The following is a 22,361-nucleotide window of genomic DNA, read 5'->3' as shown; positions in this document are numbered from 1 at the left end:
CACATTTAGCGCGATTTGCTGGACGCTATGGTCGCATCTGCGCTAGCGTCGCGCGTTAGACAGACTGGTCTAATCAAACATTCCGAAGGAGTACGACGATGAACATCACCTTCTTCGGCGCGTCGTTCGACGCCGCCGACGCCGCACACACTGCGCAGTTCTGGGCCGCGGCACTGAACCGCAGAGTCGCCGAAGGGGCCGACGAGCAGGACGCCGTCGTGGAGGCCGACGATCCCGGCAGCGGACCTCGGCTGGCCTTCCACCAGGTCCCCGAGACCAAGACCGCCAAGAACCGGTTCCACCCGGACCTGATCACCAGCGACTACGAAGGCGAGACCGAGCGCCTGCTCGCGCTCGGGGCGACAAAGCTCAACGTGGTCGAGGTCAATGGCGCCCGGTGGACCACCTTCGCCGATGTCGAAGGCAACGAATTCGACCTCATCGCCGGCTGAAGCCCCCCCCCCACCACGTGGACAGACGTCCACGGCTACTGATTCCAGGAGTTGACCGTGACACGGCGTACGAAGACGAATCCCGCCACAGCGCCGGCGTCCGGCGCCGAGGCAGCTCCGCGAGCCGGCGGGCGCCGACTGTCTGGGACACCGCAGCTTTACCTGCTGGCCTCGCTCATCGTCTCCATGCTGGCGGGCGCCAGCGCGCCGACGGCCCTGTACGCCTTCTACCAGGCGCGGTGGGGCTTCTCATCGATCACTACGACCGTCGTGTTCGGCGTCTACGGCCTGAGTGTTCTCGCCGGGCTGCTGATCCTCGGCAAGCTGTCTGATCACGTCGGCCGTCGGCCGGTCCTGCTCGCCTCGCTCGCCGCTCAGGTCGCCGCGATGGTGGTGTTCACGGCAGCCGGTGGAGTCCCCGCCCTGATGGTGGGACGCGTCCTGCAGGGGCTATCCACCGGTGCCGCGCTTGGCGCCATCGGTGCGGGCATGCTCGACGTCGACCCGAAACGCGGAACCCTGGCCAACGCCGTCTCCCCGGGCACCGGCACCGCCGTCGGCGCACTCCTGTCGGCACTGCTGGCGCGCTACCTGCCGGCGCCGACCCACCTGATCTACCTGTTCATGCTCGGCGTCTTCGTGCTCCAGGCAATCGGGGTCGCCTTCATGCGCGAGACCGTCACCCGCAATCCCGGGGCGCTGGCCACGCTGCGTCCCGATGTCAGATTGCCGCGCTCGGTACGGACCTCGGTGATCGCAGCCGCTCCGGTCCTCTTCGCCGTCTGGGCACTGGCAGGCTTCTACGGAGCGCTCGGCCCCGCGCTGGTCTCCACGTTGAGCGGCACCCGCTCGATCGTGCTGGGCAGCCTGAGTCTGTCGGTACTCGCCGGAGTGGCCGCGGTTGCCGGAGTCATCCTGCGAAGTACGAGGGCGCGGACGGTGATGCTGACCAGCATCCTCGCGCTCGTCGTCGGCGTATCGGTCACACTCGGCGCACTCAGCGCCAAGTCCATGGTGCTGTTCTTCCTCGGCACCGTGATCTCCGGTATCGGCTTCGGCGGTGGTTTCCAGGGCAGCGTCCGCACCGTAGTACCGCTAGCCGAGGCGCACGAACGTTCAGGGGTGCTCTCGCTGCTCTATGTCACCTCCTACGTGGGGCTCGCTGTACCAGCGGTCGCCGCCGGATTCCTGGCTGTCCACGGGCAGGGCCTGATCGGCGCGGCGCGCGAGTACGGCGCCGCCCTCATCCTCCTGGCCGCCCTCGCTCTGGCCAGCCTGTTCCGCCCGCTACGGACACCGCACGCATAGGACCGGCGGCCCACACCAACCCATCCAGTGAGACGAGCAGAGACCACCATGAGTATCGAAGAGTCCACGCCACCGATAGCCACAGCCTCAAGGAGGGCCTGGCTTGCCGTGCTGTCCGTAGCGGTAGGCAGCTTCACCCTCGTCACCAACGAATTCCTGCCCGTCGGCCTGCTCAGCGACGTCGCGGCCGACCTGCACGTGTCCGAAGCCACGGCAGGAACGATGATCACCGCCCCGGGGATCATCGCCGCGGTGTCAGCGCTCGCGCTGCCAGTACTTTTTCAGCGGATCGATCGGCGGGCAGCGCTTCTGGGCCTGAGCCTCACGTTCGTGCTCGCCGACGTCCTGGCCGGCCTGGCACCCAACTTTCCCGTCCTGCTGGCCGCCCGCGCCCTGCTGGGCATCGGCATCGGCGGATTCTGGGCCATCGCCGTAGGCGTCGGAACCCGTCTGGTGCCCCAGCAACTCGGGCAGCAGGCCACCTCCCTAATCTTCGGTGGCATCTCCATCGGGACCGTGGTGGGCGTACCTGCCGGGCCGCTTCTTGGTAACCAGTTCGGCTGGCGCGCAGCGTTTCTCATCGTGGCGGCTCTCGGCCTGCTGCCTGTCATCCTGCAGGCGATCTTCCTCCCCAGGCTGGCAGTGGCAAAGGCAGTCACGCTGCGCTCGTTCGGCGCATTGCTCAGCAGCAGCCGAGCGCGCGTCGCTCTCCTGATGACCTTGCTGACGATCACGGCCCAGTTCGCCGCCTACACCTTCGTGGCGCCTTTCCTTCAGCAGCGCACAGGAGCCAGTCCGACCTTGATCAGCGCGCTGCTTCTGGTATTCGCCGCCGCCGGAATCCTTGGCAACTTCGCCGCCGCGCCGGCTCTCGCCAGGGCCCTACGTCCGACGGTGCTGTGTGTGCTGGCGGTGCTCGCCCTCTCGCAGTTGCTCATGCCGGTCTTCGGAACGTGGACAGCCGGAGCATTCATTGTGATTGCGGTCTGGGGGCTGGCCTACGGCGCTGTCCCGGTCGCACTGCAGACCTGGCTGTTCCACGCCGACCCTCGAGCAGCCAACGAGAACGGGTCAGGGATGTTCGTGGCCATCTTCCAGAGCTCCATCGCCATCGGATCGCTGATCGGAGCGGTGATGGTCGACGCCTCTGGCACCCGCGCCGCGATGTATGCCGGCGCGGTGTTGGCAACAGCCGCACTTGCCTTGACCGCCTTCGTCGCCAACAACGCCGGCGCCCAGACGCCGGTGCGGCAGCATCAAAGCGACCAGCTCTAGGGCCGACGTCTCTGCTGAGGCGAGGCGGCGGACGGCGCGTGTTGGAGGCGGCACAAAGTGGTTCTCAAGTGGTCGTGGAACGACAAAGTGCCTGGCCACAACTGCTCTGGCCAGGCACTTCAACAGGGGTGGAGGTGGCGGGAATCGAACCCGCGTCCTTCAGTGCCGACTCGAGACTTCTCCGGGCGCAGTCTGTTAGTCGCTTTTCTTAGCTCCAGCACTCCCACAGACAAGGTTGCTGACGAGCTCAGTCACTGTAAATGTCCCGCGTCAACCCCGTGACCGGGTTAACGAAGCTAGCTTCCTAGCTGAGGCCAGGAACCGGGTCGGAAGCAACCCCGGGCTGACCACTTCTTTTAGCTCAGGCCGTCAGGCGGCGAGAGAGAAGTTACTGCGCACGTTAGTGTTGGCAGTTATTGTTTTCCAGAGATCGTTTACGAGATAACCCTGGATCCTCGGCCCGCTTCGCTCGAAACGTACAGCCAAAGTCGAAACCGTTCACCCCCTGTTGAGTTGTCAAACCTCTGCGGTCCGGTAGCACTCTGACTGACCGCAGAAGATCCATACTACCAACCACAACCAGCCACCCGCATCTCGGATTCCCTCAACGGCTCTGCCCTCAGCGGATCATCCGGAGGGTGAACGGGTACTTGAAGTCGGAGCCGAGCAGGGCCGCGATGCCGCCGATGCCGGTCAGTACCACCCAGACCAGGCCGACCAGCGGGAACAGGAAGCCGGTGAAGCCCTGAGTCACCCCGGTCACGATGCCGAGCAGACAGAAGATGCCGAAGGCGCTCAGCTGGAAGTTCAGCGCCTCGACGGCATGTTTGCGGACCACCGGGTTCTGCTTGCCGGCGCTCGCCGCGACCAGCGCCGGGCCGATGAACAGCGTCGGGAACCCGAGCCAATGTGTGACCAGCCCGAGCCCGCGCCCCTCGGACTGCCTGGCCGGTAGGGGCGGCCTGGTGAAGGCGGCCGGTGCGAACGTCGGGACCGGGCGCGCGACCAGGCCGTTGAAGGTGCCGTTGAGTTCGGCCCTGGTCCGGGCCTTGAGCGCCAACTCCAGCCTGGTGTCGAACTCGAAACGGTCCAGGCGGCCGTCGGCGAACATCTCTTGCAGGATCTCGACTGCGCGGTCCCGTTGGGCCGGCGTCACCAGCAGGTCTGAAGTGGACATGCCTTCAGCCTGCCTCCCGCCGGAGCCCCACCCCATCGGGTGAGGCCCGGACCCGCCCCTGGGCAGACCCCTATGCGACACCAGCGCCGCGGGACGACTACCCCTTGCGGCGGTCGCTCAGTGCTCGCTGCGCTTCGCGGTCGGCCTGGCGCTCGGCCAGTGCGTTCCGCTTGTCGTAATCCTTCTTGCCGCGCCCGGTGGCCAGCTCGACCTTCGCGTAGCCGTCCTTGAAGTACAGCGACAGCGGGATCAGCGAGACGCCCTGCTGCTCGACCGCCTTGACCAGCTTCTGCATCTCGTCCTTGTGCAGCAGCAGCTTCCGGGTCCGCCGCGGCTCGTGGTTGGTCCACGTGCCGTGCGTGTACTCCGGGATGTGCATGTTCTGCAGCCACAGCTCGCTGCCGCGCACGGACGCGAAGGCGTCGACGAGGGAGGCCCGACCCTGCCGCAGGGACTTCACCTCTGTCCCGGTCAGCACGAGCCCGGCCTCCACCACGTCGTCGATGTGGTAGTCGTGTCGCGCCTTACGATTCTGCGCGATCGGTTTGTGGCCGGTCTGTTTCACCATCCGACCAGTATCTCAGACCGCCTACAGCCACTTCATCGGATTAACGACGTCGCCGTCCTGGTAGACCATGAAGTGCAGATGGCAGCCGGTCGAGTAGCCCGTCGTACCGACGTACCCGATCACCTGGCCCTTCGTCACCCGCTGGCCGTTGCGCACGTTGTACTTCGACAGGTGGTTGTAGACCGTCGTGATGGACGCGCCGTCGATCACGCCGTGTGACACGAACAACCGGTTGCCGTAGCCACCGTTGTAGTACTTGTCCGTGACCACCCCGTTCGCCGCCGCGTGGATCGGCGTACCGCAGCCGGCCCCGAAGTCGGTACCGTCGTGCAGTTTCCAGATGTGCAGGATCGGATGGAAACGCATCCCGTACGGCGAGGTGATGTAGGTCTTGATCGGATAGCTCAGCCCCGACGAGTTGTCCGGAGGATCATCCGGTACTTCCCGCGGCGGCCGGTGCTCCTTGCGCGCCTTCTCCCGCTCAGCCCGCTCCCGCGCCGCCTTGGCCTTGGCTGCCGCGAGCTTCTCCGCCTTCGCCCGGGCGACCAGGATCTGCTGCACCCGGTTCCGCTCCGCGACCAGCGCGTGGTACTGGTTCAGCTCGGCGTTCTTGTCCCGCTCCGCCGCCTGGTACGCCGTCAGCCGGGCTTGGGCCAGCGTCGCAGCCTGGGCCTTGTCGGCGGCGACCTGCAGCGTCAGCGTGGTGACGGCCTTCACCGTGCGCGCAGCCTCGGCCCGCTGGGCGGACACGATCTTCTCGGCCGCGACCAGTTTGGCGCGCTTGTTGGCCAGCTGCGCCTGGGCGTTGTTCAGCTTGGTGATCGTGTTGCCCTGGATCTTGAACACGTTCCGCTGCACCTGGATGCCGCTGGCAACATCTGCCGGCGAGGCACCCTGCAGCACGATGGACAGCCCGACCAGGCTGTTCTGCTGCTGGTACGCCGACTGCGCGGCGCGGCCGGCCACCTGCTTCTGCTTGACGATCACCGCTTCGCCGTCGCCGATGTCCGAGATCGCTGTCCGCAAAGCCTGCTCGGCCTCGCGGAGCTTGCCCGCGGCAACCTGATCGGCCGCCTTCGCGGCGGCAAGCTTGCCCTGCGCAACGGCGTACCGGACCTGCACCGCCTTGTACTGCGTCTCCGCCTGGTTGTAGGCGGTGACGGACTTGGCAACCTGGTCGTAGGACTGTTTCACGTCTGCGCGGGACTCGTCGATCTGCGAGTCGAGCTGTTTCTTCTTGGCGGCTGGATCCGGTGGGTCCGCCTGGGCAGACGGGACCACCGCCAGTGCTCCGGCGGACATTGACAGGACGACGCAGCAAGCGGCGATGACCGTCTGCCGATGCGGCGAACCGCGCAGGCGTTGCCTGACGGACCGCCCGTTCGGTACGGCGGCGGCGCCGATGCTGTCGTCTCGCTTGATGCTCCCCCGCTTACGCGGGTTCGCACCGGGGAAGTGCGGGACCACAGTCGACCCCTTGCTATGGGTGATAGTGACGTGCTACTGCACGATAGGTCACCCAGGTCAGACTTTGAGGTATTTCCGCGTTGTCAGGAATGTCGGGATGATCGCCAGCACCAGACCGGCCACCACCATGATGAGGGTGGCCCGGAAGGTTTCGGCCGCGCCGATCCACTGCCAGACCCGGAACGTCTCCGCTGCCTGCTTCTGGACCAGGAAGTAGACGCCGAGCCACAAGGTGCCGCAGGCAAAGGCTGCCCCGATCAGCGCCGCCAGCATCGCCTCCAGCAGGAACGGCAGCTGGATATAGAAGTTCGAGGCGCCCACCAGGCGCATGATGCCTATCTCTCGTCTTCGCGCGTACGCCGCCAGCCGGATCGTGTTGGAGATCTGCATCAACGCGGCCACCAGCAGCAGCACGGCGGCCGCCAGCGCCCCGACTTGCAACTTGTTCAGGGCGTTGAAGAGTGGATCGAGATACTGTCTGAGGTCCTGCACGGTGTCGACGCCGGGCAGACCCGACACGGCACTGATCAGGTTCTGGTAGCGCTGTGGATCCTTCAGCTTGACCCGGAAGGACTCCTGCATCTGGTCCTCGGTCACCGTGGAGACGATCGGTGAGTCCTTGTAGAGCTTCTTGAACTGCTCGAACGCTTCCTTCTTCGACTCCCCGAAGACGCCTTCCGCCGCGGTGTCCGGGTTCGACTCGATCGCCTGCTTGATCCGGTTCTTCTGCTCCGTGGTCACCTCGGCGCCGGTACAGCCGCGGCCACCGGAGTCCTTGGTGCAGAGGAAGATCGAGATCTGGATCTTGTCGTACCAGTTGCCCTTCATCAGGTCGACCTGCTCGCGGGCGAGCAGCGCGCTGCCGAACAGCGACAGCGAGACCCAGATGGTGACGACGACGGCGATCGTCATCGAGAGGTTCCGGCGCAGGCCGATCCCCAGGTCGGAGAGGATGTAGTTCAAGCGCATCAGTCAGTCAGTCCCTGTATCAGCCTAAGTGTCAGGCAGTGGTCAGACGCAGTGGTCAGTGCTGGTAGCCGTAGACGCCGCGCGACTCGTCGCGGACGACATGGCCGTTCTCCAGCTCGATCACGCGCTTGCGCATCTGGTCGACGATCGAGACGTCGTGGGTGGCCATCACCACGGTCGTCCCGGTCCGGTTGATCCGGTCCAGCAGCTTCATGATGCCGACCGACGTCCCCGGGTCGAGGTTTCCGGTCGGCTCGTCGGCGATCAGGATCATCGGCCGGTTGACGAACGCCCGGGCGATCGCGACGCGCTGCTGCTCACCGCCGGACAGCTCGTCGGGCATCCGGTCCTCCTTGCCGTCCAGACCGACCAGCTCGAGCACCTCGGGCACCGTCTTGCGGATGTGCGAGCGCGGCTTGCCGATCACCTGGAGGGCGAACGCGACGTTCTCGGAGACGGTCTTGTTCGGCAGCAGGCGGAAGTCCTGGAAGACGGTTCCGATCTGCCGGCGCATCTGCGGGATCCGCCAGCTGGCCAGCCGGTTCAGGTCCTTGCCCGCCACCATGATGTGACCCTTGGTGGTCCGGTGCTCGCGCAGGACGAGGCGCAGGAACGTCGACTTGCCGGACCCCGAGGTACCGACCAGGAAGACGAACTCGCCTTTTTCGATCTCGACGTCGACGTTCAGCAGGGCAGCCTTGGACTGTCCCTCGTACGTCTTGGAAACATTCTCGAAGCGGATCACGTGAGATTCCGGCCGTGGTCGGGAACAGGGAGTGCCGCACAGGTAACCACGGAGGCACCGTACGCCACTGGAGCGGCCGCCGATCAGTCTAGGTGCTCCGAACCGCCGGTCCGACCAGGCGTGCCCCGACGCGCCCCAGCGTCCGCTAACCGGTGTACCTGGCGGCGACAGGCCCGCGGACGTCGTACCGGGGTCAGGCGGTGGCTGGTGTGCCGGAACTGTGTTCGGGCCGGGCGCCGGCGATTCGGGCCACGCCTGCGTCGGGCTTGCGGCCGGCCTTCAGGGCCGCCTCCACGTGCAGGCGCGCCAACTCGACTGCCTGGCGGGAGACCATGACGGTCTTCTTCTCACCCATTGGCACTGTCTCCCTCGACGACATCGGCGTCTTCTTCCGCGATATCAGCGTACGCGGCCGAGCCGATCCGGTCGATCGCCACAGCCGCCGTCAGCGCGGCGACCAGGTCGTAGTCCTCGGGTTGTAACAGTTCCGATCTCATCAGTGAGCGCAGCGTCACGACTCCGGCGTCCGTACCGGCCTCGTCGCCGTCCAGGATCTGCTCGACCGCCCAGCGGACCATCCGCATCGTCTCCTCGCGGTGCCGCCAGGTGTCCAGCTCGCGATCGGACTTGCGGGTCAGGTAGGCCCCCAGCGCGACCCCGCCGAGCGCGATGAACGGGCTCAGCACGGTGGCGATCACCCCGATCACGCCGATCCAGGTCGGAATCACGAACACACCCCAGAACTCATCGCGTTCCTCCCAAATCCATGGTGATGGCCGGTCGATGATGCTACGAAGGAAACAGCTCAGCAAGCATCCACCCAGCCACCGACAAGTCACCGACGAAGGAGCAGTGTCACCTTGAAGGACGAGCCGGACTGCTACGACGTGTTCGTGCAGGGGACCGTGTTCCTCGACATCGTGCTGACCGGCCTGGAGAGCGCCCCGACCACCGGTACCGAGATCTTCGCCGAGGGGATGGGGTCCTGCCCCGGCGGCGTCGCCAACTTCGCCATCGCCGCCAGCCGGCTCGGCCTGAACAGCGGGCTGGCGGCCGTCTTCGGCGACGACGTGTACGCCGACTTCTGCTGGCGCACGCTCGCCGACCAGGAGGGCGTCGACCTGTCCCACTCGCGCCGGATCGGCCACTGGCACTCCCCCGTCACGGTCTCGATGTCGATCGACCGGGACCGCGCGATGGTCACCCACGCGCACGAGGCGCCGGGCGACCCGAGCAAGCTGGTCGGCCCGGGCCTGCGGACCCGCTCGGCGATCGTGCCCGTCGCCGAGGAGCTGCCGGGCTGGACCGCCGAGGCCCGCGAGTCCGGCGCGCTGCTGTTCGGCGACGTCGGCTGGGACCCGACCGATGTCTGGTCACCCGCGGTCCTCGAGGTACTGGACGGCTTCCACGCCTTCACCCCGAACGCCGACGAGGCGATGGCCTACACCCGTACCGACACCCCGAAGGCCGCCCTGCACAAGCTGGCCGAGCGGGTCCCCCTGGCCGTCGTCACCAACGGATCGGACGGCGTACTGGCCATCGACTCCCTGACCGGCGAGGAGGAGCACATCCCGGCCCTCCCGGTCCGCTCCTACGACCCCACCGGCGCAGGCGATGTCTTCCTGGCCTCCCTGGTCCTAGGCACCCTGCGCGGCTGGCCCCTCGCCCACCGCCTGGCCTTCGGCAACCTCTGCGCCGGCCTCTCCGTCCAGCACTTCGGCGGCTCGCTCGCGGCCCCCGGCTGGGGCGACATCATCGACTGGGTCCGCGACCACAGCCGCTCCCGCCCCGGCGACGTAGACCCCGAAATCCTCCGCCACTACACCTTCATCGGCGACGTCCTCCCCGCCGGCCCGGTCCCGATAGTCCGCCGGGCCAGCGCCACCATCGCCCGCCTATCCGACGCCTGACGCCAGGCACTAGTCAGTTCAGCGTCCCGCGCGGCGCCACCCAGAGATGAGGTTGGCCTGTAGTCGCAGCGATGTGCTCGAAGTCTGCGTCGTAATGCAGGATCACGGCGTTGTACTGTTCCGCGACAGCGGCGGTCAGCAGATCGGCCACCCCGGTGGCACGGTGATGCCCCCGCGCCGCCATCCGCACCTGCACCTCGCGGGCTCGTTCCGCGATGGCTTCGGTCATGGGCAGAACCGTGTACAGCGACTTCCGGCGCGCTGCAATGGTCTGGACGTCCTCCAGGTCACGCCCCGAGTAGCCGGCCTCGAGATCAACCGTCACACACGTGGCGGCCGCGCGATCGACGATCAGACCTGCGATCACGGTCCGTACCGCAGGATGGCCACTGCGCGCCTGCGCTGACGTGTCGACCAGATAGAGCTTGCCAACACCGGACACCGTGCTCAACGATCGGCTCCTCGCATGATCTCGGCATCTGTGATGTCCGGTCCGACACCCAACGCATACGGGTCGTCGAGCAGCGCCTCGATGCGTTCGCGCCGCCGGGCGACGAACTGCAATGCAGCGTTCACTGTGTCCTTCTTCGTCACGGTCCCCAGCTCCTTCGCCGCGAGTGTCAGCGCCTCGTCATCCAGATCGATCATCGTCTTCATGTAGACGAGGATATGTCGACGTATATATACCCGGATATACCTCGTGATCAAATCGGCACCTGTCAGCCCGCTCTCCCGCGGCGAACCGACGTGAGAGCGGCGGTTGCCGCAAGCAAAACCGAGCTGACCAGGAAGCCGTAGGTAGGGGTCGTGCGGTCTACAGCCAGGCCTGCCAGTGAGGAGCCCGCCGCGCTGCCCAGGTTGTTGATGGTGTTGATCCAGGTACTTGCCTCTGTTCGCTGGTGGGGTGGGGTCAGGTCATCGGCCGTGAGGTAGGTGACGACGAAGAGCGGGGCCACCGCCAGGCCGCCGACGGCCATCACCACTCCGAGCACGACCAGGTTGCCTGCCAGCGATGCCGCCGAGGGTGCCGCCGACCATGAGTACGGCCGCGCAGTTCAACGCGACGGGGGCGGACCAGAAGCTGATCAGGAGTCCCGCGATCAGCGGACCACCCAGGTACAGCGACTCCTCGCAGATCGCGTCGAGGGCGTACGCGCGTTGCTTGAGGTCTGAGCCTTCGGTCAGGAGTCGCCAGGTAGCTCGCATAGGTGGGCCGAGCGGCGGGGCGAAGAGGCCGGTGATTCCGACGAGAAGTACCAGGAGCGTGGCGTTCGTAGTACGGGCTGAGGCCGTTAGCGCTAAGCCGAGTGCGCAGAGCAGGGCCAGTGGCGGCAGTACTCGGCGTTGGCTGAAGCGGTCGACGAGGCGAGCCTTCAGTGGCATCGAGAGTGAGGCCAGGCCGAATGCCGCGACGGCCGCGCCGGCGGTGGCGAACGAGTTGGTTGATTGGTGAACGGTGAACAGGGCAGACAGCGGGAGCAGACCGTACGACAGCCGGCCGACCAACGCGGGCACGAAAGTGCGTAGCGCGTGCGGCAGCAGCAGGACGTCACGGTAGCTCCCGGCACGGGTTGTGCCAGGCATGCGAGGACGCTCCTAGAGAGCCCGGCTCCGTCAGCGGAGCGGGTGCGGTGAATTGGCTCGGATTCGAGCGCTCTCTAGGCACGGGGATCGAACACGGCGCGGAGCTTACCCGACAAAGTCGACTTCGGCAGTTGGTTTTTCACGGTGTGGAAAGGCACGACGTCAACCCCGACCGGTCGTAGGGTCGAGGGACGGTGCGCGGCTCGTGGGACCGCGCCGGAATCGCGGAGGTACGTCCAGATGTCGGGTGGCAGCGGATTCGGTCGGCGGAAGTTTCTCGCGGTGGGTGGCGGGGTGGCCGCGATGGCGGTCGCGGGCTGCGGCTCCAACACCGGCCGGGCGTCGGACGGCGGCTCGGGCTCTTCCGGCAGTAAGCCGGCGCTGTCGCAGTGGTACCACCAGTACGGCGAAGCGGGCACGCAGCAGGCCGTGGAGAAGTACGCCAAGGAGTACACCGACGCCACCGTGACCGTGCAGTGGTCGCCCGGTGACTACGACCAGAAGACCGCCTCGGCGCTGCTCACCGACGGCGGGCCGGACGTCTTCGAGTACGGCAACGGCCCGAGCATCGACATGATCAAGGGCGGCCAGGTGGTCGACCTGACCGACCTGCTCGGCGATGCCAAGTCCGACTTCACTCCGGCGCTGATCGCCCGGAACACGTACCAGGGCAAGCTGTACGCGATCCCGCAGGTGACGGACATGCAGGTGCTCGTCTACCGCAAGAGCCTGCTGTCGGCCGCCGGCATCCAGCCGCCGACGACGGTCGACGAGCTGATCGCCGCGGCCAAGAAGCTGACCACCGACAAGGTGAAGGGCCTGTTCGTCGGCAACGACGGCGGCGTCGGCATCCTCGGCGGCCCGGCGCTGTGGTCGGCCGGGCTCGACTACCTCAAGGAGGACAACACCTTCGGCTTCGATGACCCGGCGGCGTTCGAGTCGCTGCGCAAGCTGCGCGAGTTGTTCACCAGCAAGGCTTTGTTGCTCGGGGCACCGACCGACTGGTCCGATCCGTCGGCCTTCACCCAGGGCCTGACCGCGATGCAGTTCACCGGGCTGTGGACGTTCCCGCTGATCCAGAAGGCGTTCCCGGACGACTTCGGCGCCCTGCCCTGGCCGAAGCTGAACAGCACCACCGGCGCGCCGAGCGTCACGGTCGGCGCGTACGGTTCCGCGGTCAGCGCCAAGTCGAAGAACGTCGACGCCGCCAAGAAGTTCGTCAAGTGGCTGTGGGTGGACCAGACCGACAAGCAGCTCGACTTCGCCCAGTCGTACGGCTTCCACATCCCGGCCCGCAAGAGCCTGGCGGCGAAGGCGGAGAAGCTCAAGTCCGGCCCGGCCGCCGACGCGGTGCGGTTCGTCAACGAGAACGGGCACGCCCAGACACCGTTGCTCTGGACCCCCAAATCCGGGACGGCGTACTCCGACGCGCTCAACCGGATCATCAAGAACGGCACCGACCCGGCGACCGAGATCAAGGCGGTCAAGGCGATCGTGGAGGCGGAACTCAAGCGCGTCGCGGGCTGATGTCAACCGTAGCAACGAGGCTGCGGGGAAGGTACGACCGCAATCTCTGGTTCCTCGTCTTCGTCGGCCCGTTCGTGCTCGGCCTGGTCGTCTTCGTCTACGTCCCGATCCTGTGGTCGATCTGGCTGAGCTTCTTCGACGCCCACAACACCGTGACGCCCACGAACTTCGTTGGCCTGGGCAACTACGTGGACATGCTGAAGGACTCGGCCTTCCGCTCCAGCCTGCTCACCTTCGTCGTCTTCGCGCTCTTCATCGTGCCGACCACCTTCGTCGCGTCGCTCGGCCTGGCGCTGCTGATCAACCGGGCCCGGTTCGCGAAGACCTTCTTCCGCTCGGTCTTCTTCCTGCCGACCGCCTGCTCGTACGTCGTGGCAGCGCTGGTCTGGAAGCTCTCGATCTTCTCCGGCGTCCGCTTCGGCCTGATGAACACCGTGCTCGACTGGTTCGGCATCGAGCCGATCGCCTGGCTCTCGGTGACGCAGCCACCGTGGTACTGGCTGGTGATCGTGACCGCACGCATGTGGTTGCAGGCCGGCTTCTACATGATCCTGTTCCTGGCCGGGCTGCAGCGGATCGCGCCGTCGCTGTACGAGGCCGCCGCGATCGACGGCGCGAAGGGCTGGAAGGTGCTGCGCTTCATCACCCTCCCGCAACTGCGCGCCACCTCGACCGCAGTACTGCTGCTCCTTCTGATCAACGCGTTCCAGGCCTTCGACGAGTTCTACAACCTGCTCTCCAGCTCCGGTCAGTACCCGCCGTACGCCCGGCCACCCCTGGTCTACCTGTACTACGCGGCGCTCGGTCAGGGTCAGGACTTCGGCCACGGCAGCGCGGGCGCCGTCATCCTGACGCTGCTCATCGCGCTGGTCGCCCTCGGCCAGGGGCGCTTTCTCGGCCTCGGCCGGAGGGAGGACTGAGATGGCGGTGATCCATCGGTCCCGCGCCGACAAGACCGGCAGCGTCCTGCGGTACGTCGTCCTCGGCGTCGGCGCGCTCTTCTTCCTGCTGCCCTTCTATCTCCTGATCCGCAACGGGTTGTCGACCGAGCAGGACATCACGTCGCCGTCGTGGAAGCTGTTCCCGTCGTCGCTGCAGTGGGGCAACATCGCGGATCTGTTCAACGATCCAGCGGTTCCGATGCTCAGATCGTTGCTCAACTCACTCGTGATCGCGGTCGTCCAGACGATCGGCGTCCTGGTCATCTCCGGCCTGGCGGGCTACGGCCTGGCCCGGATCCCGTTCCGCTACGGCAACGCGGTGTTCTACTTCATCGTGGCCACGCTGCTCATCCCGGCGGCGGTGACGTTCGTACCGAGCTTCGTGCTCGTCTCGTCGCTGGGCTGGGTCAGCACTCTGCGCGGGCTGATCATCCCCGGTCTGTTCCAGGCGTTCGCGACCTTCCTGTTCCGGCAGTACTTCCTCAACTTCCCGCGCGAGCTCGAAGAGGCCGCGGCGCTCGACGGTACGGCGTACTGGGGCACCTTCTGGCGGATCGTCGTACCGAACTCGAAGGGCTTCATCGCCGCCATCGCCACGATCACCTTCATCGGCTCGTGGAACGCGTTCCTCTGGCCGCTGGTGATCGCGCCGGACAAGTCCGCCTGGACCGTGCAGATCGCGCTGTCCACCTTCCTCACCGCCCAGACCATCAATCTCCCCCAGCTGTTCATCGCGGCCACCATCGCGATCCTGCCGCTGGTGGTGATGTTCGTGTTCCTGCAACGCTGGATCGTCGAAGGCGTCGAGCGTTCGGGGATCAGCGAATGACCTTCCAAAGAGAGGCATCATGACCCTGATCGACCAGCTCCGCAGCTCCGTCGCCGGACCCGTCCTGGGCCCGGCCGACGACGACTTCGCCACCGAGGTCGCAGCCTGGAACACCGCCACCCTGCACACTCCCGAGATTGCCGTCGGCCTCACCTCCGAGGAAGACGCCGCTGCAGTCGTCCGCGCGGCAGCAGCCGGTACGCCGGTACGCGTGCTCGCCACCGGCCACGGCTCGGCCGTACCCGTCACAGACGGCATCCTCGCCACCACCTCACGACTCACCGGCGTGACCATCGACGCCGAGCGGCGGATCGCGCACGTCAACGCGGGCAGTCGCTGGGCCGAAGTGATCGAGGCTGCCGGCGAGCACGGTCTCGCCCCGATCACCGGCGCCTCAGCCAACGTCGGCGTAATCGGCTACACGCTGGGCGGCGGCCTCGGCCCGCTCGCCCGGACGTACGGATTTTCCTCCGACTGGGCCCGCGGCTTCCGCGTCGCCACCGCCTCGGGCGAGGTGGTCACAGCCAGCGCGACCGAGAACCCGGACCTGTTCTGGGCGCTGCGCGGCGGCAAGGGCGGCTTCGGCATCGTCACCTCGATGGACTTCGAGCTCGTCGAGCTGTCCAGCATCTACGGCGGCTCGGTGTTCTTCGACGCCCCACAGATCGCGAGCGCGGTCCCGGCCTGGATCGACTGGACCAAGACGTTGCCCGAGACAGCGACCTCGTCGTTCGTCATTCTGCGGCTGCCGCCGCTGGAGTTCATCCCCGAGCCGTTGCGCGGCAAGACGGTGATCAGCGTGCGCTTCGCCTTTGTCGGCGACGCTGCCGAGGGCGAGCGCCTCTTCCAGCCGATCCGCGACCTCGGCCCCACCATCATCGACGCGGTCGCCGAGATGCCGACAACGGCGATCGCGACGATCCACAACGACCCGACCGATCCGAGCCCGTCGTGGGATCGCGGCCTGCTGCTGAACGAGCTCGACGCGGACTTCGCCAAGACCTTCCTCGACGTGGCGGGACCGGACCAGCAGGTTCCGTTTATCGCCATCGAGATCCGCCACCTCGGCGGAGCGGCCCAGCGCGACGTACCGGAAGGCAGCGCGGTCGGCGGCCGGGGCGGCGCCTACACGTTCTTCATGGCCGGAGCCCCGGATCCCAGCCTGTTCGCAACGGTCCTGCCCCCGGCGGCCGACGCGATCCTCTCCGCGCTCAGCCCCTGGACGGCCGACGAAACCACCATCAACTACGCGGGCGGCCTGACCACTCCAGGCTCCTACGAAGCGTCCTGGCCGGCCGACACCTTCGCCCGCCTGGCCGAGGTACGCACCACCTACGACCCGAACACCCTGTTCCCCTACGGCCCTGCGTAAATCTGCGGCTTGCGCACCCAGTAGTACTGCGTGCTACTTGGTGCTCACGGGAAGCCCCGCGAATACGCAGGGGAAACCGCCGCTGGGACTGGTCGGCGTCGGCGGGCGGCCGTACTCTGACGCGTGGGGGTCCCCTGGGGGCAGAATGGGGACCGGGGAGCAATGGGGGATTTACCATGCGACATCGCTTTGCCGTGCAACTCGGGGCGCTCGCTCTGTTGACCGGATCGCTGTTCGCGATCGGGCAGCCGGCCGCGGCCGCCACCAACACTGTGGTCACGATGACCTTCGACGACGGCCTGGCCTCACACGTCACGACCGTGCCGATGCTGCAGTCCCGCGGGATGCGCGGCACTTTCTACATCAACTCCGCCATGGTCGGCACCTCGTCCTACTACATGACTTGGCCGCAGATCCACACCATCGCCGACGCCGGCAGCGAGATCGGCGGTCACACGCTGCATCACATCAATCTCACCAACGTCAGCCAGGCCACTGCGACAACCGAGGTCTGCAACGACCGGTCGAACCTGATCGCCCAGGGCTTCCCGGCGCCGGCCTCGTTCGCCTATCCCGAGGCCGACTACAACAACACGGCCAAGCAGGTCGTCCAGAATTGCGGATACTCCAGCGCCCGCACCGTCGGCGACATCAGAGGTCCGGACTGCGACGACTGCGACTACGCCGAGACGATCCCGCCGGACGCCGCCTATGCGCTGCGCGGGCCCGACTCCGCCGAGTCCAGCACAACGCTGGCGACCATGCAGAAGTACGTCACGCAGGCCGAGACGCACGGCGGTGGCTGGGTGGTTCTGAGCTTCCACGGCATCTGTTCGGACAGTTGCACCGGTGACAGCTCGTTCAGCCCGACGACCTTCAACGCCTTCCTCGACTGGCTCAAGGCGCGCGAGGCGTCCGGCACGGTCGTCAAGACAGTCGGTGAAGTGATGGGCGGCGGTGGACCCGCGCCGGCCAGTCCGCCGGTCACCACCATCAAGTGCAACGGCGCTGCTTGTACCACCGCCTGGAACCTGTCCAGCCCGGTGAACGTCGACCTGACCGCCACCGACGCGGACGGCTCGGCGATCGCAAGCACCCGGTACACCACCGACGGCAGCAACCCGGTGACCAGCGCGACGGCCGTCACGTACACCGGACCGTTCGGGCTCACCGCCACCAAGACGGTGAAGTACTACTCGACCGACGTCGACGGGCATGTCGAAGCAACCAAATCGCAGCAGATTCGCGTGGACGCGGTCGCACCGGCGGTCGCCCTGACCAGCCCGGCGAACAACTCGACGTACCGGCGTACTGCGAGCGTCCCGCTCGCGGCCACCGCTACCGACACCGGCGGATCGGGAGTGGCGAAGGTCGTCTTCCGGGACGGGACGACGACGCTCAAGACCGACACGTCATCGCCGTACAACTACAGCTGGAGCGCGACCAAGTCGGTCGGCGCGCACACGGTGACCGCGGTCGCCACCGATGTCGCGGGCAACGTCACCTCGACGGCGGTGACGGTCAACATCATCCGTTGACGACTGGGATGATGTTCTTGCCGTAGGCATTGAGGGTTTCCACTTTGGCGTCGTGCTGGAGGTACAGGGCGAACTGGTCGACACCGATCGCCTTCAGTTCCTCCAGCCGGGCCAGGTGATTCTCGACCGGACCGAGGATGCAGAAGCGATCGACGACCTCGTCGGGCACGAAGTCGGTGTGGGTGTTACCCGCCCGGCCGTGCTCGGCGTAGTCGTAACTCTTGCGCCCGGCGATGTAGTCGGTGAGCGCCTTCGGCACGCCACCGTCATCGCCGTAGCGCGCGACGATGTCGGCGACGTGGTTGCCGACCATTCCACCGAACCAGCGGGTCTGCTCGCGTTGGTGGGCCAGGTCGTCTCCGACGTAGGCCGGGGCCGCCACGCAGAAGGTGATCTTCTCGGGATCGCGACCGGCCTGCTCGGCGGAGCGGCGTACGGCTGAAATCATCCAGGCCGCGATGTCGGGATCGGCGAGCTGCAGGATGTAGCCGTCGCCGACCTCGCCCGTCACCTGCAGGGCCTTGGGCCCGTACGCAGCGACCCAGACCTCGAGCTTGCCGTCCTCGACCCAGTTGAACTTGAGCTGCTGCCCGCGGTACTCGACCGTCCGCCCGGCCGCCAGCTCACGCACCACCTCGACGCACTGCTTCAGCTCGGCAAGCGTGCCCGGCTTGGCGCCGAGCGTGCGCAGGGCCGAGTCCCCCCGGCCGATCCCGCAGACCGTGCGATTGCCGAACATCTCGTTCAGGGTCGCGAACTGCGAGGCGATCACGGTCCAGTCGCGGGTGCCCGGGTTCGTCACCATCGGCCCGACGATCACTCGCTCGGTCGCGGCCAGGATCTGGCTGTAGATGACGAACGGCTCCTGCCAGAGCAGGTGCGAGTCGAAGGTCCAGACGTAGTCGAACCCGGCCTCCTCTGCCTTGCGCGCGAGCTCCACCACCGCGGACGCCGGCGGATCACACTGGAACACCACTCCGAAGTCCACGGTTCTCCCTTTTAGATCAAGTAGGACGAGAGCCCGCGCTTCAGGTACTTCCCACGTCCCTTGCGGCCATGGTAGTTGCCGTCAGCCACGATCACCTCGCCGCGCGAGATGACCGTGCCCACCCGGCCCGCGATCTCTACCCCTTCGTACGCCGAGTAGTCCATGTTCATGTGATGCGTCTCGACGCCGATCCGGGTGGTCGCCTTGGGGTCGTAGATCACGATGTCCGCGTCCGAGCCCGGCGCGATGATGCCCTTCTGCGGGTACAGCCCGAACATCCGGGCCGGCGTCGTCGCGATCGTCTCGACCCAGCGCTCCAGGCTCAGCTGACCGTCCACGACCCCTTGGTACACGAGGTCAACGCGGTGCTCGACGCCGCCGATACCGTTCGGGATCTTGGAGAAGTCGCCGATGCCCATCTCCTTCTGGTCCTTGAAACAGAACGGGCAGTGGTCAGTCGAGACGACGGCGAGATCGTTGCTCCGGAGCCCCTTCCACAGGTCCCTGGCGTGGTGCTCGTGCTTACTCCTGAGTGGCGTCGAGCAGACCCATTTGGCGCCCTCGAAACCGGGTGCGCCCAATTGGTCTTCCAAGGTCAGGTACAGGTACTGCGGGCAGGTCTCCGCGAACACGTTGCGACCGTCGTTGCGCGCCGCGGCGACCGCCTCGAGCGCCTTGCTGGCCGAGAGGTGCACGATGTAGAGCGGGCAGTCCTTGGCCACGGAGGCGAGCGCGATCGCCCGGCTGGTCGCCTCTGCTTCCAGCGCCTCCGGCCGGGTGATGCCGTGGTAGATCGGGTCGGTCTCACCGCGCTGGAGCGCCTGCTGGACGAGTACGTCGATCGCGATGCCGTTCTCGGCGTGCATCATGATCAGCGCGCCGTTCTCGCGGGCTCGCTGCATCGCCCGGAGGATCTGGCCGTCGTCGGAGTAGAAGACGCCGGGGTAGGCCATGAACAGCTTGAAGCTCGTGATGCCCTCGCCGACGAGCGAGTCCATCGCCTTCAGCGACTCGTCGTCGACGCCGCCGAGGATCATGTGGAACGCGTAGTCGATGTGACAGTTGCCATCGGCCTTGGTGTGCCAGGCGTCCAGCCCGTCCTGCACCACCTCACCGGTCTTCTGGATCGCGAAGTCGACGATGGTGGTCGTGCCACCGAACGCCGCGGCCCGGGTCCCCGTGTCGAAGGTGTCGCTGGCCGACGTACCGCCGAACGGCATCTCCATATGCGTGTGCGCGTCGATCCCGCCCGGGACCACATACTTGCCGGTGGCATCGATCACCTCGTCGGCCTGCACACTCTGCCGATACTGCGGATCGAACAGCGCGACGATCTTCTCACCGTCGACGAGCACATCAGCCTTTTGAGCGCCCGTCGGCCCGATGACGGTCCCGCCTTTGACCAGCAACGACATCCTTTGTCCCCTCTACGGCTTCGTCAGGTCTCCATAGGCATCCGGCCGGCGATCCCGGTAGAACTGCCACCTGTCCCGCACCGTATCGAGCAACCCCAGATCCAGATCCCGGACGATCAGCTCGGGGTCATAGTCGTGCCCGACCTCCCCCACGAACTTCCCCTCCGGATCCACGAAGTACGACGACCCGTAGAAGTCGTTGTCCCCGAACTCGGACTCGATCCCGACCCGGTTGATCGCCCCGATGAAGTACTCGTTGGCCACCGCACTTGCCGGCTGCTCGAGCTTCCACAAGTAAGACGACAACCCACGACTGGTCGCAGACGGATTGAACACGATCTTCGCCCCAGCCAACCCCAACGCCCGCCACCCCTCAGGGAAGTGCCGGTCATAACAGATATAGACCCCGATCCTGCCCACCGCAGTATCGAACACGGGGTACCCAAGGTTGCCAGGCCGGAAGTAGAACTTCTCCCAGAACCCGTTCACCTGAGGAATATGGTTCTTCCGGTACTTCCCAAGATACTTGCCGTCAGCATCGATGACGGCCGCCGTGTTGTACAACACCCCCGGCTGCTCCAGCTCATACATCGGCAGCACCATCACCATGCCCAGCTCCTTGGCGAGCGCCTGGAACCTCTCGGTGGTGGGCCCCGGCACGCTCTCGGCGTACTCATAGAACTTGGGATCCTGCAGCTGGCAGAAGTAAGGCCCGTAGAACAGTTCCTGGAAGCAAATAACCTTGGCCCCCGCCGCAGCAGCCTGCCGCGCATACTCCTCATGCGCCTTAGTCATCGACTCCTGGTCCCCAGTCCAGTTCGTCTGTACCAACGCCGCCCTGACCACGTCCGCCATCTGACCTCCCTAGCCGAGCCCCCATGCTCCATCCGCCAACCATCCCCAGTCAACGATTCCGGGAAACCGGCTCGGCGGCATACCAGTGCTCAGACTGATACGCCGCCGGCATCACCGCACCCACCAAGCCTACGAGCTACATCACCGGAAGATTCAACACCTGAACCTCGTAGCTCTGGGAATTGGTCTCCTCCGACTTGAGACTGAGATCCGACCGCCCAGCATTCAGACCTCCACGGGCTGGCCACTGACAAGCAGCGGCACTGGAGTCGCTTGAAATGTCAAGATCCTCCTAGTACCACCTCGATAAAGGTTGCTTCGGACGGTTCGTCGGCGTGGATCGTCAATCGACTCAAGCCTGCGGCCAAAGAAACTTCGACTGCCTCGCTCCCTACCGCGTCAGAGACCCGGAGGAGACCAGAGGGCACTGAAAGTGAACCCTCGTAGATCCGCACGCCACGAGCTTCCTCTGAGCCGTTCAGTACTCGGACCGTCACCGGCCCTTCGTCTGCGTGACGGACACGGACAACCAAGGCTGTCAAGGCACTGGCAACCTGTTCCCGGGGCGATGACCACTCCGGAATCTGCTCAGACGACTCGGCATCGGTAACCAGCAGGACCCCCCACGGGAAGTCAGCAGTCAATTCGGCCAGCACGGTCATAGCAGCCCCTTCCGCATGAGGTTGATGATCCAGAGACCCTGGGAATTGCTACAGGATTGACAGTGGGGGTACAGCACCTGCGGTGCCCCATTGGCAATGCGCGAAGGATCCATATGATCACCAATCCAGTTGCCGCCTACCGCGCCTCCCACCGCACCCGTTGCTGCACTGGCGAGGCCGCCGGCAGCTCCACCGATCTCAGATGCCGCTCCGGTAGCAGCGCCTATCGGCTTTCGATACCCTCCACATCGGGCGACAACACAGGAGAGCGGAGGAGCATATCCCGCAGCAAGGTCATGCATTTCCTCCGGGACAGATTCGCCAACTGGCTATAATCTGCGATTTTCAGATCGAGCGGGAGTAGCCAACTCGATCCATCAGTCATGAGTATGTTCACGTGACAGCGGACCGACCCGTCAGGACCCAAATGTTCTGGAAACAGTACAACCCGCTCGATCTGGTCCACATTCGCAGCGACCCATGCGGGCCGCCCATCCGCTCCAACTCGCCGGCGGCCGTCGCTGACCATCAAACCGCCGAGCGCTTCTCGCGGTACCTCTTTGACCTGAATCCAGGTTCGGCGATTGAGCCGCCGTTGAAGCCGTTTGCCCAAACGAATGCCAGGTGAATGTGAGTTCCGCAAGATTTTCAGCCGTTCTACCATTAGTTAGCACTCTTGAATCCCAGGATAAATATCCTATCATCCAAGGTAATCGAACTGTTCGTACTCCTCGCAGCCTCCAATAGAGCGAGCCGTCGATGGTGGCCATTTGCGAGAG

The 22,361-nt window shown here is 65.9% G+C and carries 24 protein-coding genes and 1 other RNA gene; 10 read left to right on the top strand and 15 right to left on the bottom strand.

The features are described 5' to 3' along the window. The first annotated feature begins 98 nt into the window (after window positions 1-98). Genes G3I17_RS05360 through G3I17_RS05350 form a run of 3 tightly spaced genes read left to right on the top strand, consistent with a single transcriptional unit; the run spans window position 99 to window position 3,035 of the window. Window positions 99-452: a VOC family protein gene (locus G3I17_RS05360; RefSeq protein ID WP_164594658.1), complete on the top strand. Its 354-nt coding sequence runs from the start codon at window positions 99-101 to the stop codon at window positions 450-452. 57 nt (window positions 453-509) lie between these two features. Continuing rightward, window positions 510-1,760, top strand: coding sequence for an MFS transporter (locus G3I17_RS05355; protein WP_343238211.1), 1,251 nt, complete (start codon window positions 510-512; stop codon window positions 1,758-1,760). A gap of 48 nt (window positions 1,761-1,808) precedes the next feature. After that, window positions 1,809-3,035 carry an MFS transporter gene (locus G3I17_RS05350; RefSeq protein ID WP_164594656.1) on the top strand — a complete coding sequence of 409 codons (1,227 nt, stop codon included), beginning with the start codon at window positions 1,809-1,811 and terminating at the stop codon, window positions 3,033-3,035. Window positions 3,036-3,161: 126 nt separating this feature from the next. Here the strand turns inward: G3I17_RS05350 and ssrA are convergent. The 8 genes from ssrA to G3I17_RS05310 form a co-directional block, all read right to left on the bottom strand. Continuing rightward, window positions 3,162-3,541, bottom strand: a transfer-messenger RNA (tmRNA) gene (gene ssrA / locus G3I17_RS05345). Between the two features lie 113 nt (window positions 3,542-3,654). Next, a complete protein-coding gene (locus G3I17_RS05340) occupies window positions 3,655-4,212 on the bottom strand; it encodes a DUF1707 and DUF4870 domain-containing protein (RefSeq protein WP_164594654.1) in 558 nt (185 codons plus the stop codon). A 97-nt stretch (window positions 4,213-4,309) separates the two neighbouring features. Continuing rightward, window positions 4,310-4,780 carry an SsrA-binding protein SmpB gene (smpB, locus tag G3I17_RS05335; protein ID WP_164594652.1) on the bottom strand — a complete coding sequence of 157 codons (471 nt, stop codon included), beginning with the start codon at window positions 4,778-4,780 and terminating at the stop codon, window positions 4,310-4,312. A gap of 21 nt (window positions 4,781-4,801) precedes the next feature. Next, window positions 4,802-6,247, bottom strand: coding sequence for a M23 family metallopeptidase (locus G3I17_RS41995; protein WP_164594650.1), 1,446 nt, complete (start codon window positions 6,245-6,247; stop codon window positions 4,802-4,804). A gap of 57 nt (window positions 6,248-6,304) precedes the next feature. Next, window positions 6,305-7,216 (bottom strand): permease-like cell division protein FtsX, encoded by a 912-nt coding sequence (gene ftsX, locus G3I17_RS05325; RefSeq protein WP_164594648.1) that lies wholly within the window; start codon window positions 7,214-7,216, stop codon window positions 6,305-6,307. Window positions 7,217-7,271: 55 nt separating this feature from the next. Next, entirely contained in the window at window positions 7,272-7,961 is a 690-nt protein-coding gene (ftsE, locus tag G3I17_RS05320; protein ID WP_164594646.1) for a cell division ATP-binding protein FtsE, read from the bottom strand. A 193-nt stretch (window positions 7,962-8,154) separates the two neighbouring features. Continuing rightward, window positions 8,155-8,316: a hypothetical protein gene (locus G3I17_RS05315; protein WP_164594644.1), complete on the bottom strand. Its 162-nt coding sequence runs from the start codon at window positions 8,314-8,316 to the stop codon at window positions 8,155-8,157. Next, window positions 8,309-8,689 carry a hypothetical protein gene (locus G3I17_RS05310; RefSeq protein ID WP_203589771.1) on the bottom strand — a complete coding sequence of 127 codons (381 nt, stop codon included), beginning with the start codon at window positions 8,687-8,689 and terminating at the stop codon, window positions 8,309-8,311. The genes G3I17_RS05315 and G3I17_RS05310 overlap by 8 nt, the downstream gene beginning before the upstream one ends. A gap of 132 nt (window positions 8,690-8,821) precedes the next feature. On the opposite strand from G3I17_RS05310, the gene G3I17_RS05305 reads away from it, so the two are divergent. Further along, the gene (locus G3I17_RS05305; RefSeq protein WP_164594641.1) at window positions 8,822-9,871 is read left to right on the top strand and encodes a PfkB family carbohydrate kinase; all 1,050 of its coding nucleotides are present in this window, start codon (window positions 8,822-8,824) and stop codon (window positions 9,869-9,871) included. A 13-nt stretch (window positions 9,872-9,884) separates the two neighbouring features. Here G3I17_RS05305 and G3I17_RS05300 read toward each other — a convergent pair whose 3' ends face one another. The 3 genes from G3I17_RS05300 to G3I17_RS05290 form a co-directional block, all read right to left on the bottom strand. Beyond that, complete coding sequence (locus tag G3I17_RS05300) at window positions 9,885-10,313, bottom strand: PIN domain-containing protein (RefSeq protein ID WP_164595114.1); 429 nt, start codon at window positions 10,311-10,313, stop codon at window positions 9,885-9,887. Window positions 10,314-10,318: 5 nt separating this feature from the next. Beyond that, window positions 10,319-10,528: a type II toxin-antitoxin system VapB family antitoxin gene (locus G3I17_RS05295; RefSeq protein WP_164594639.1), complete on the bottom strand. Its 210-nt coding sequence runs from the start codon at window positions 10,526-10,528 to the stop codon at window positions 10,319-10,321. 258 nt (window positions 10,529-10,786) lie between these two features. Then, a complete protein-coding gene (locus G3I17_RS05290) occupies window positions 10,787-11,455 on the bottom strand; it encodes an MFS transporter (RefSeq protein ID WP_203589769.1) in 669 nt (222 codons plus the stop codon). A 240-nt stretch (window positions 11,456-11,695) separates the two neighbouring features. Here G3I17_RS05290 and G3I17_RS05285 point away from each other — a divergent pair, with 240 nt between their 5' ends. The 5 genes from G3I17_RS05285 to G3I17_RS05265 all read left to right on the top strand — a co-directional run bounded on the left by G3I17_RS05285 (window position 11,696) and on the right by G3I17_RS05265 (window position 17,662). After that, a complete protein-coding gene (locus tag G3I17_RS05285) occupies window positions 11,696-12,982 on the top strand; it encodes a sugar ABC transporter substrate-binding protein (protein ID WP_164594637.1) in 1,287 nt (428 codons plus the stop codon). After that, complete coding sequence (locus G3I17_RS05280) at window positions 12,982-13,902, top strand: sugar ABC transporter permease (RefSeq protein WP_164594634.1); 921 nt, start codon at window positions 12,982-12,984, stop codon at window positions 13,900-13,902. Before G3I17_RS05285 ends, G3I17_RS05280 begins: the two co-directional genes overlap by 1 nt. A 1-nt stretch (window position 13,903) precedes the next feature. Continuing rightward, a complete protein-coding gene (locus tag G3I17_RS05275; RefSeq protein WP_164594632.1) occupies window positions 13,904-14,752 on the top strand; it encodes a carbohydrate ABC transporter permease in 849 nt (282 codons plus the stop codon). Between the two features lie 19 nt (window positions 14,753-14,771). After that, complete coding sequence (locus G3I17_RS05270) at window positions 14,772-16,124, top strand: FAD-binding oxidoreductase (protein WP_164594630.1); 1,353 nt, start codon at window positions 14,772-14,774, stop codon at window positions 16,122-16,124. Between the two features lie 176 nt (window positions 16,125-16,300). Next, window positions 16,301-17,662, top strand: a complete 1,362-nt coding sequence (locus G3I17_RS05265; protein ID WP_164594628.1) for a polysaccharide deacetylase family protein — start codon at window positions 16,301-16,303, stop codon at window positions 17,660-17,662. Here the strand turns inward: G3I17_RS05265 and G3I17_RS05260 are convergent. The 4 genes from G3I17_RS05260 to G3I17_RS05245 all read right to left on the bottom strand — a co-directional run bounded on the left by G3I17_RS05260 (window position 17,652) and on the right by G3I17_RS05245 (window position 21,582). Then, window positions 17,652-18,650, bottom strand: coding sequence for a TIGR03842 family LLM class F420-dependent oxidoreductase (locus G3I17_RS05260; protein WP_164594626.1), 999 nt, complete (start codon window positions 18,648-18,650; stop codon window positions 17,652-17,654). The genes G3I17_RS05265 and G3I17_RS05260 overlap by 11 nt on opposite strands. An 11-nt stretch (window positions 18,651-18,661) precedes the next feature. Beyond that, on the bottom strand, window positions 18,662-20,065 hold the full coding sequence (hydA, locus tag G3I17_RS05255) for a dihydropyrimidinase (RefSeq protein ID WP_164594624.1): 1,404 nt from the start codon (window positions 20,063-20,065) through the stop codon (window positions 18,662-18,664). Window positions 20,066-20,077: 12 nt separating this feature from the next. Next, on the bottom strand, window positions 20,078-20,920 hold the full coding sequence (locus tag G3I17_RS05250; RefSeq protein ID WP_164594622.1) for a nitrilase-related carbon-nitrogen hydrolase: 843 nt from the start codon (window positions 20,918-20,920) through the stop codon (window positions 20,078-20,080). Between the two features lie 281 nt (window positions 20,921-21,201). After that, on the bottom strand, window positions 21,202-21,582 hold the full coding sequence (locus G3I17_RS05245; protein ID WP_164594620.1) for a hypothetical protein: 381 nt from the start codon (window positions 21,580-21,582) through the stop codon (window positions 21,202-21,204). Window positions 21,583-22,009: 427 nt separating this feature from the next. Between G3I17_RS05245 and G3I17_RS05240 the strand changes: the two genes are divergently transcribed. Then, a complete protein-coding gene (locus G3I17_RS05240) occupies window positions 22,010-22,210 on the top strand; it encodes a hypothetical protein (protein WP_164594619.1) in 201 nt (66 codons plus the stop codon). The last annotated feature ends 151 nt before the right edge of the window (window positions 22,211-22,361 follow it).

The sequence above is a fragment of the Streptomyces sp. SID13031 genome, from assembly GCF_010548305.1.
Taxonomy (GTDB): domain Bacteria; phylum Actinomycetota; class Actinomycetes; order Propionibacteriales; family Kribbellaceae; genus Kribbella.
This window is presented reverse-complemented; position numbering and strand designations above follow the sequence as displayed.

Bases quoted from the DNA above. Each gene is read 5' to 3' on its own strand.
- G3I17_RS05285 (WP_164594637.1), top strand. From the start codon at position 11,696: ATGTCGGGTGGCAGCGGATTCGGTCGGCGGAAGTTTCTCGCGGTGGGT.
- G3I17_RS05350 (WP_164594656.1), top strand. From the start codon at position 1,809: ATGAGTATCGAAGAGTCCACGCCACCGATAGCCACAGCCTCAAGGAGG.
- G3I17_RS05290 (WP_203589769.1), bottom strand. From the start codon at position 11,455: ATGCCTGGCACAACCCGTGCCGGGAGCTACCGTGACGTCCTGCTGCTG.
- G3I17_RS05315 (WP_164594644.1), bottom strand. From the start codon at position 8,316: ATGGGTGAGAAGAAGACCGTCATGGTCTCCCGCCAGGCAGTCGAGTTG.
- G3I17_RS05240 (WP_164594619.1), top strand. From the start codon at position 22,010: ATGTTCTGGAAACAGTACAACCCGCTCGATCTGGTCCACATTCGCAGC.
- G3I17_RS05295 (WP_164594639.1), bottom strand. From the start codon at position 10,528: ATGAAGACGATGATCGATCTGGATGACGAGGCGCTGACACTCGCGGCG.
- G3I17_RS05280 (WP_164594634.1), top strand. From the start codon at position 12,982: ATGTCAACCGTAGCAACGAGGCTGCGGGGAAGGTACGACCGCAATCTC.
- ftsX (WP_164594648.1), bottom strand. From the start codon at position 7,216: ATGCGCTTGAACTACATCCTCTCCGACCTGGGGATCGGCCTGCGCCGG.
- hydA (WP_164594624.1), bottom strand. From the start codon at position 20,065: ATGTCGTTGCTGGTCAAAGGCGGGACCGTCATCGGGCCGACGGGCGCT.
- G3I17_RS05360 (WP_164594658.1), top strand. From the start codon at position 99: ATGAACATCACCTTCTTCGGCGCGTCGTTCGACGCCGCCGACGCCGCA.
- G3I17_RS05250 (WP_164594622.1), bottom strand. From the start codon at position 20,920: ATGGCGGACGTGGTCAGGGCGGCGTTGGTACAGACGAACTGGACTGGG.
- G3I17_RS05275 (WP_164594632.1), top strand. From the start codon at position 13,904: ATGGCGGTGATCCATCGGTCCCGCGCCGACAAGACCGGCAGCGTCCTG.
- G3I17_RS05340 (WP_164594654.1), bottom strand. From the start codon at position 4,212: ATGTCCACTTCAGACCTGCTGGTGACGCCGGCCCAACGGGACCGCGCA.
- smpB (WP_164594652.1), bottom strand. From the start codon at position 4,780: ATGGTGAAACAGACCGGCCACAAACCGATCGCGCAGAATCGTAAGGCG.
- G3I17_RS05270 (WP_164594630.1), top strand. From the start codon at position 14,772: ATGACCCTGATCGACCAGCTCCGCAGCTCCGTCGCCGGACCCGTCCTG.
- G3I17_RS05265 (WP_164594628.1), top strand. From the start codon at position 16,301: ATGCGACATCGCTTTGCCGTGCAACTCGGGGCGCTCGCTCTGTTGACC.
- G3I17_RS05245 (WP_164594620.1), bottom strand. From the start codon at position 21,582: ATGACCGTGCTGGCCGAATTGACTGCTGACTTCCCGTGGGGGGTCCTG.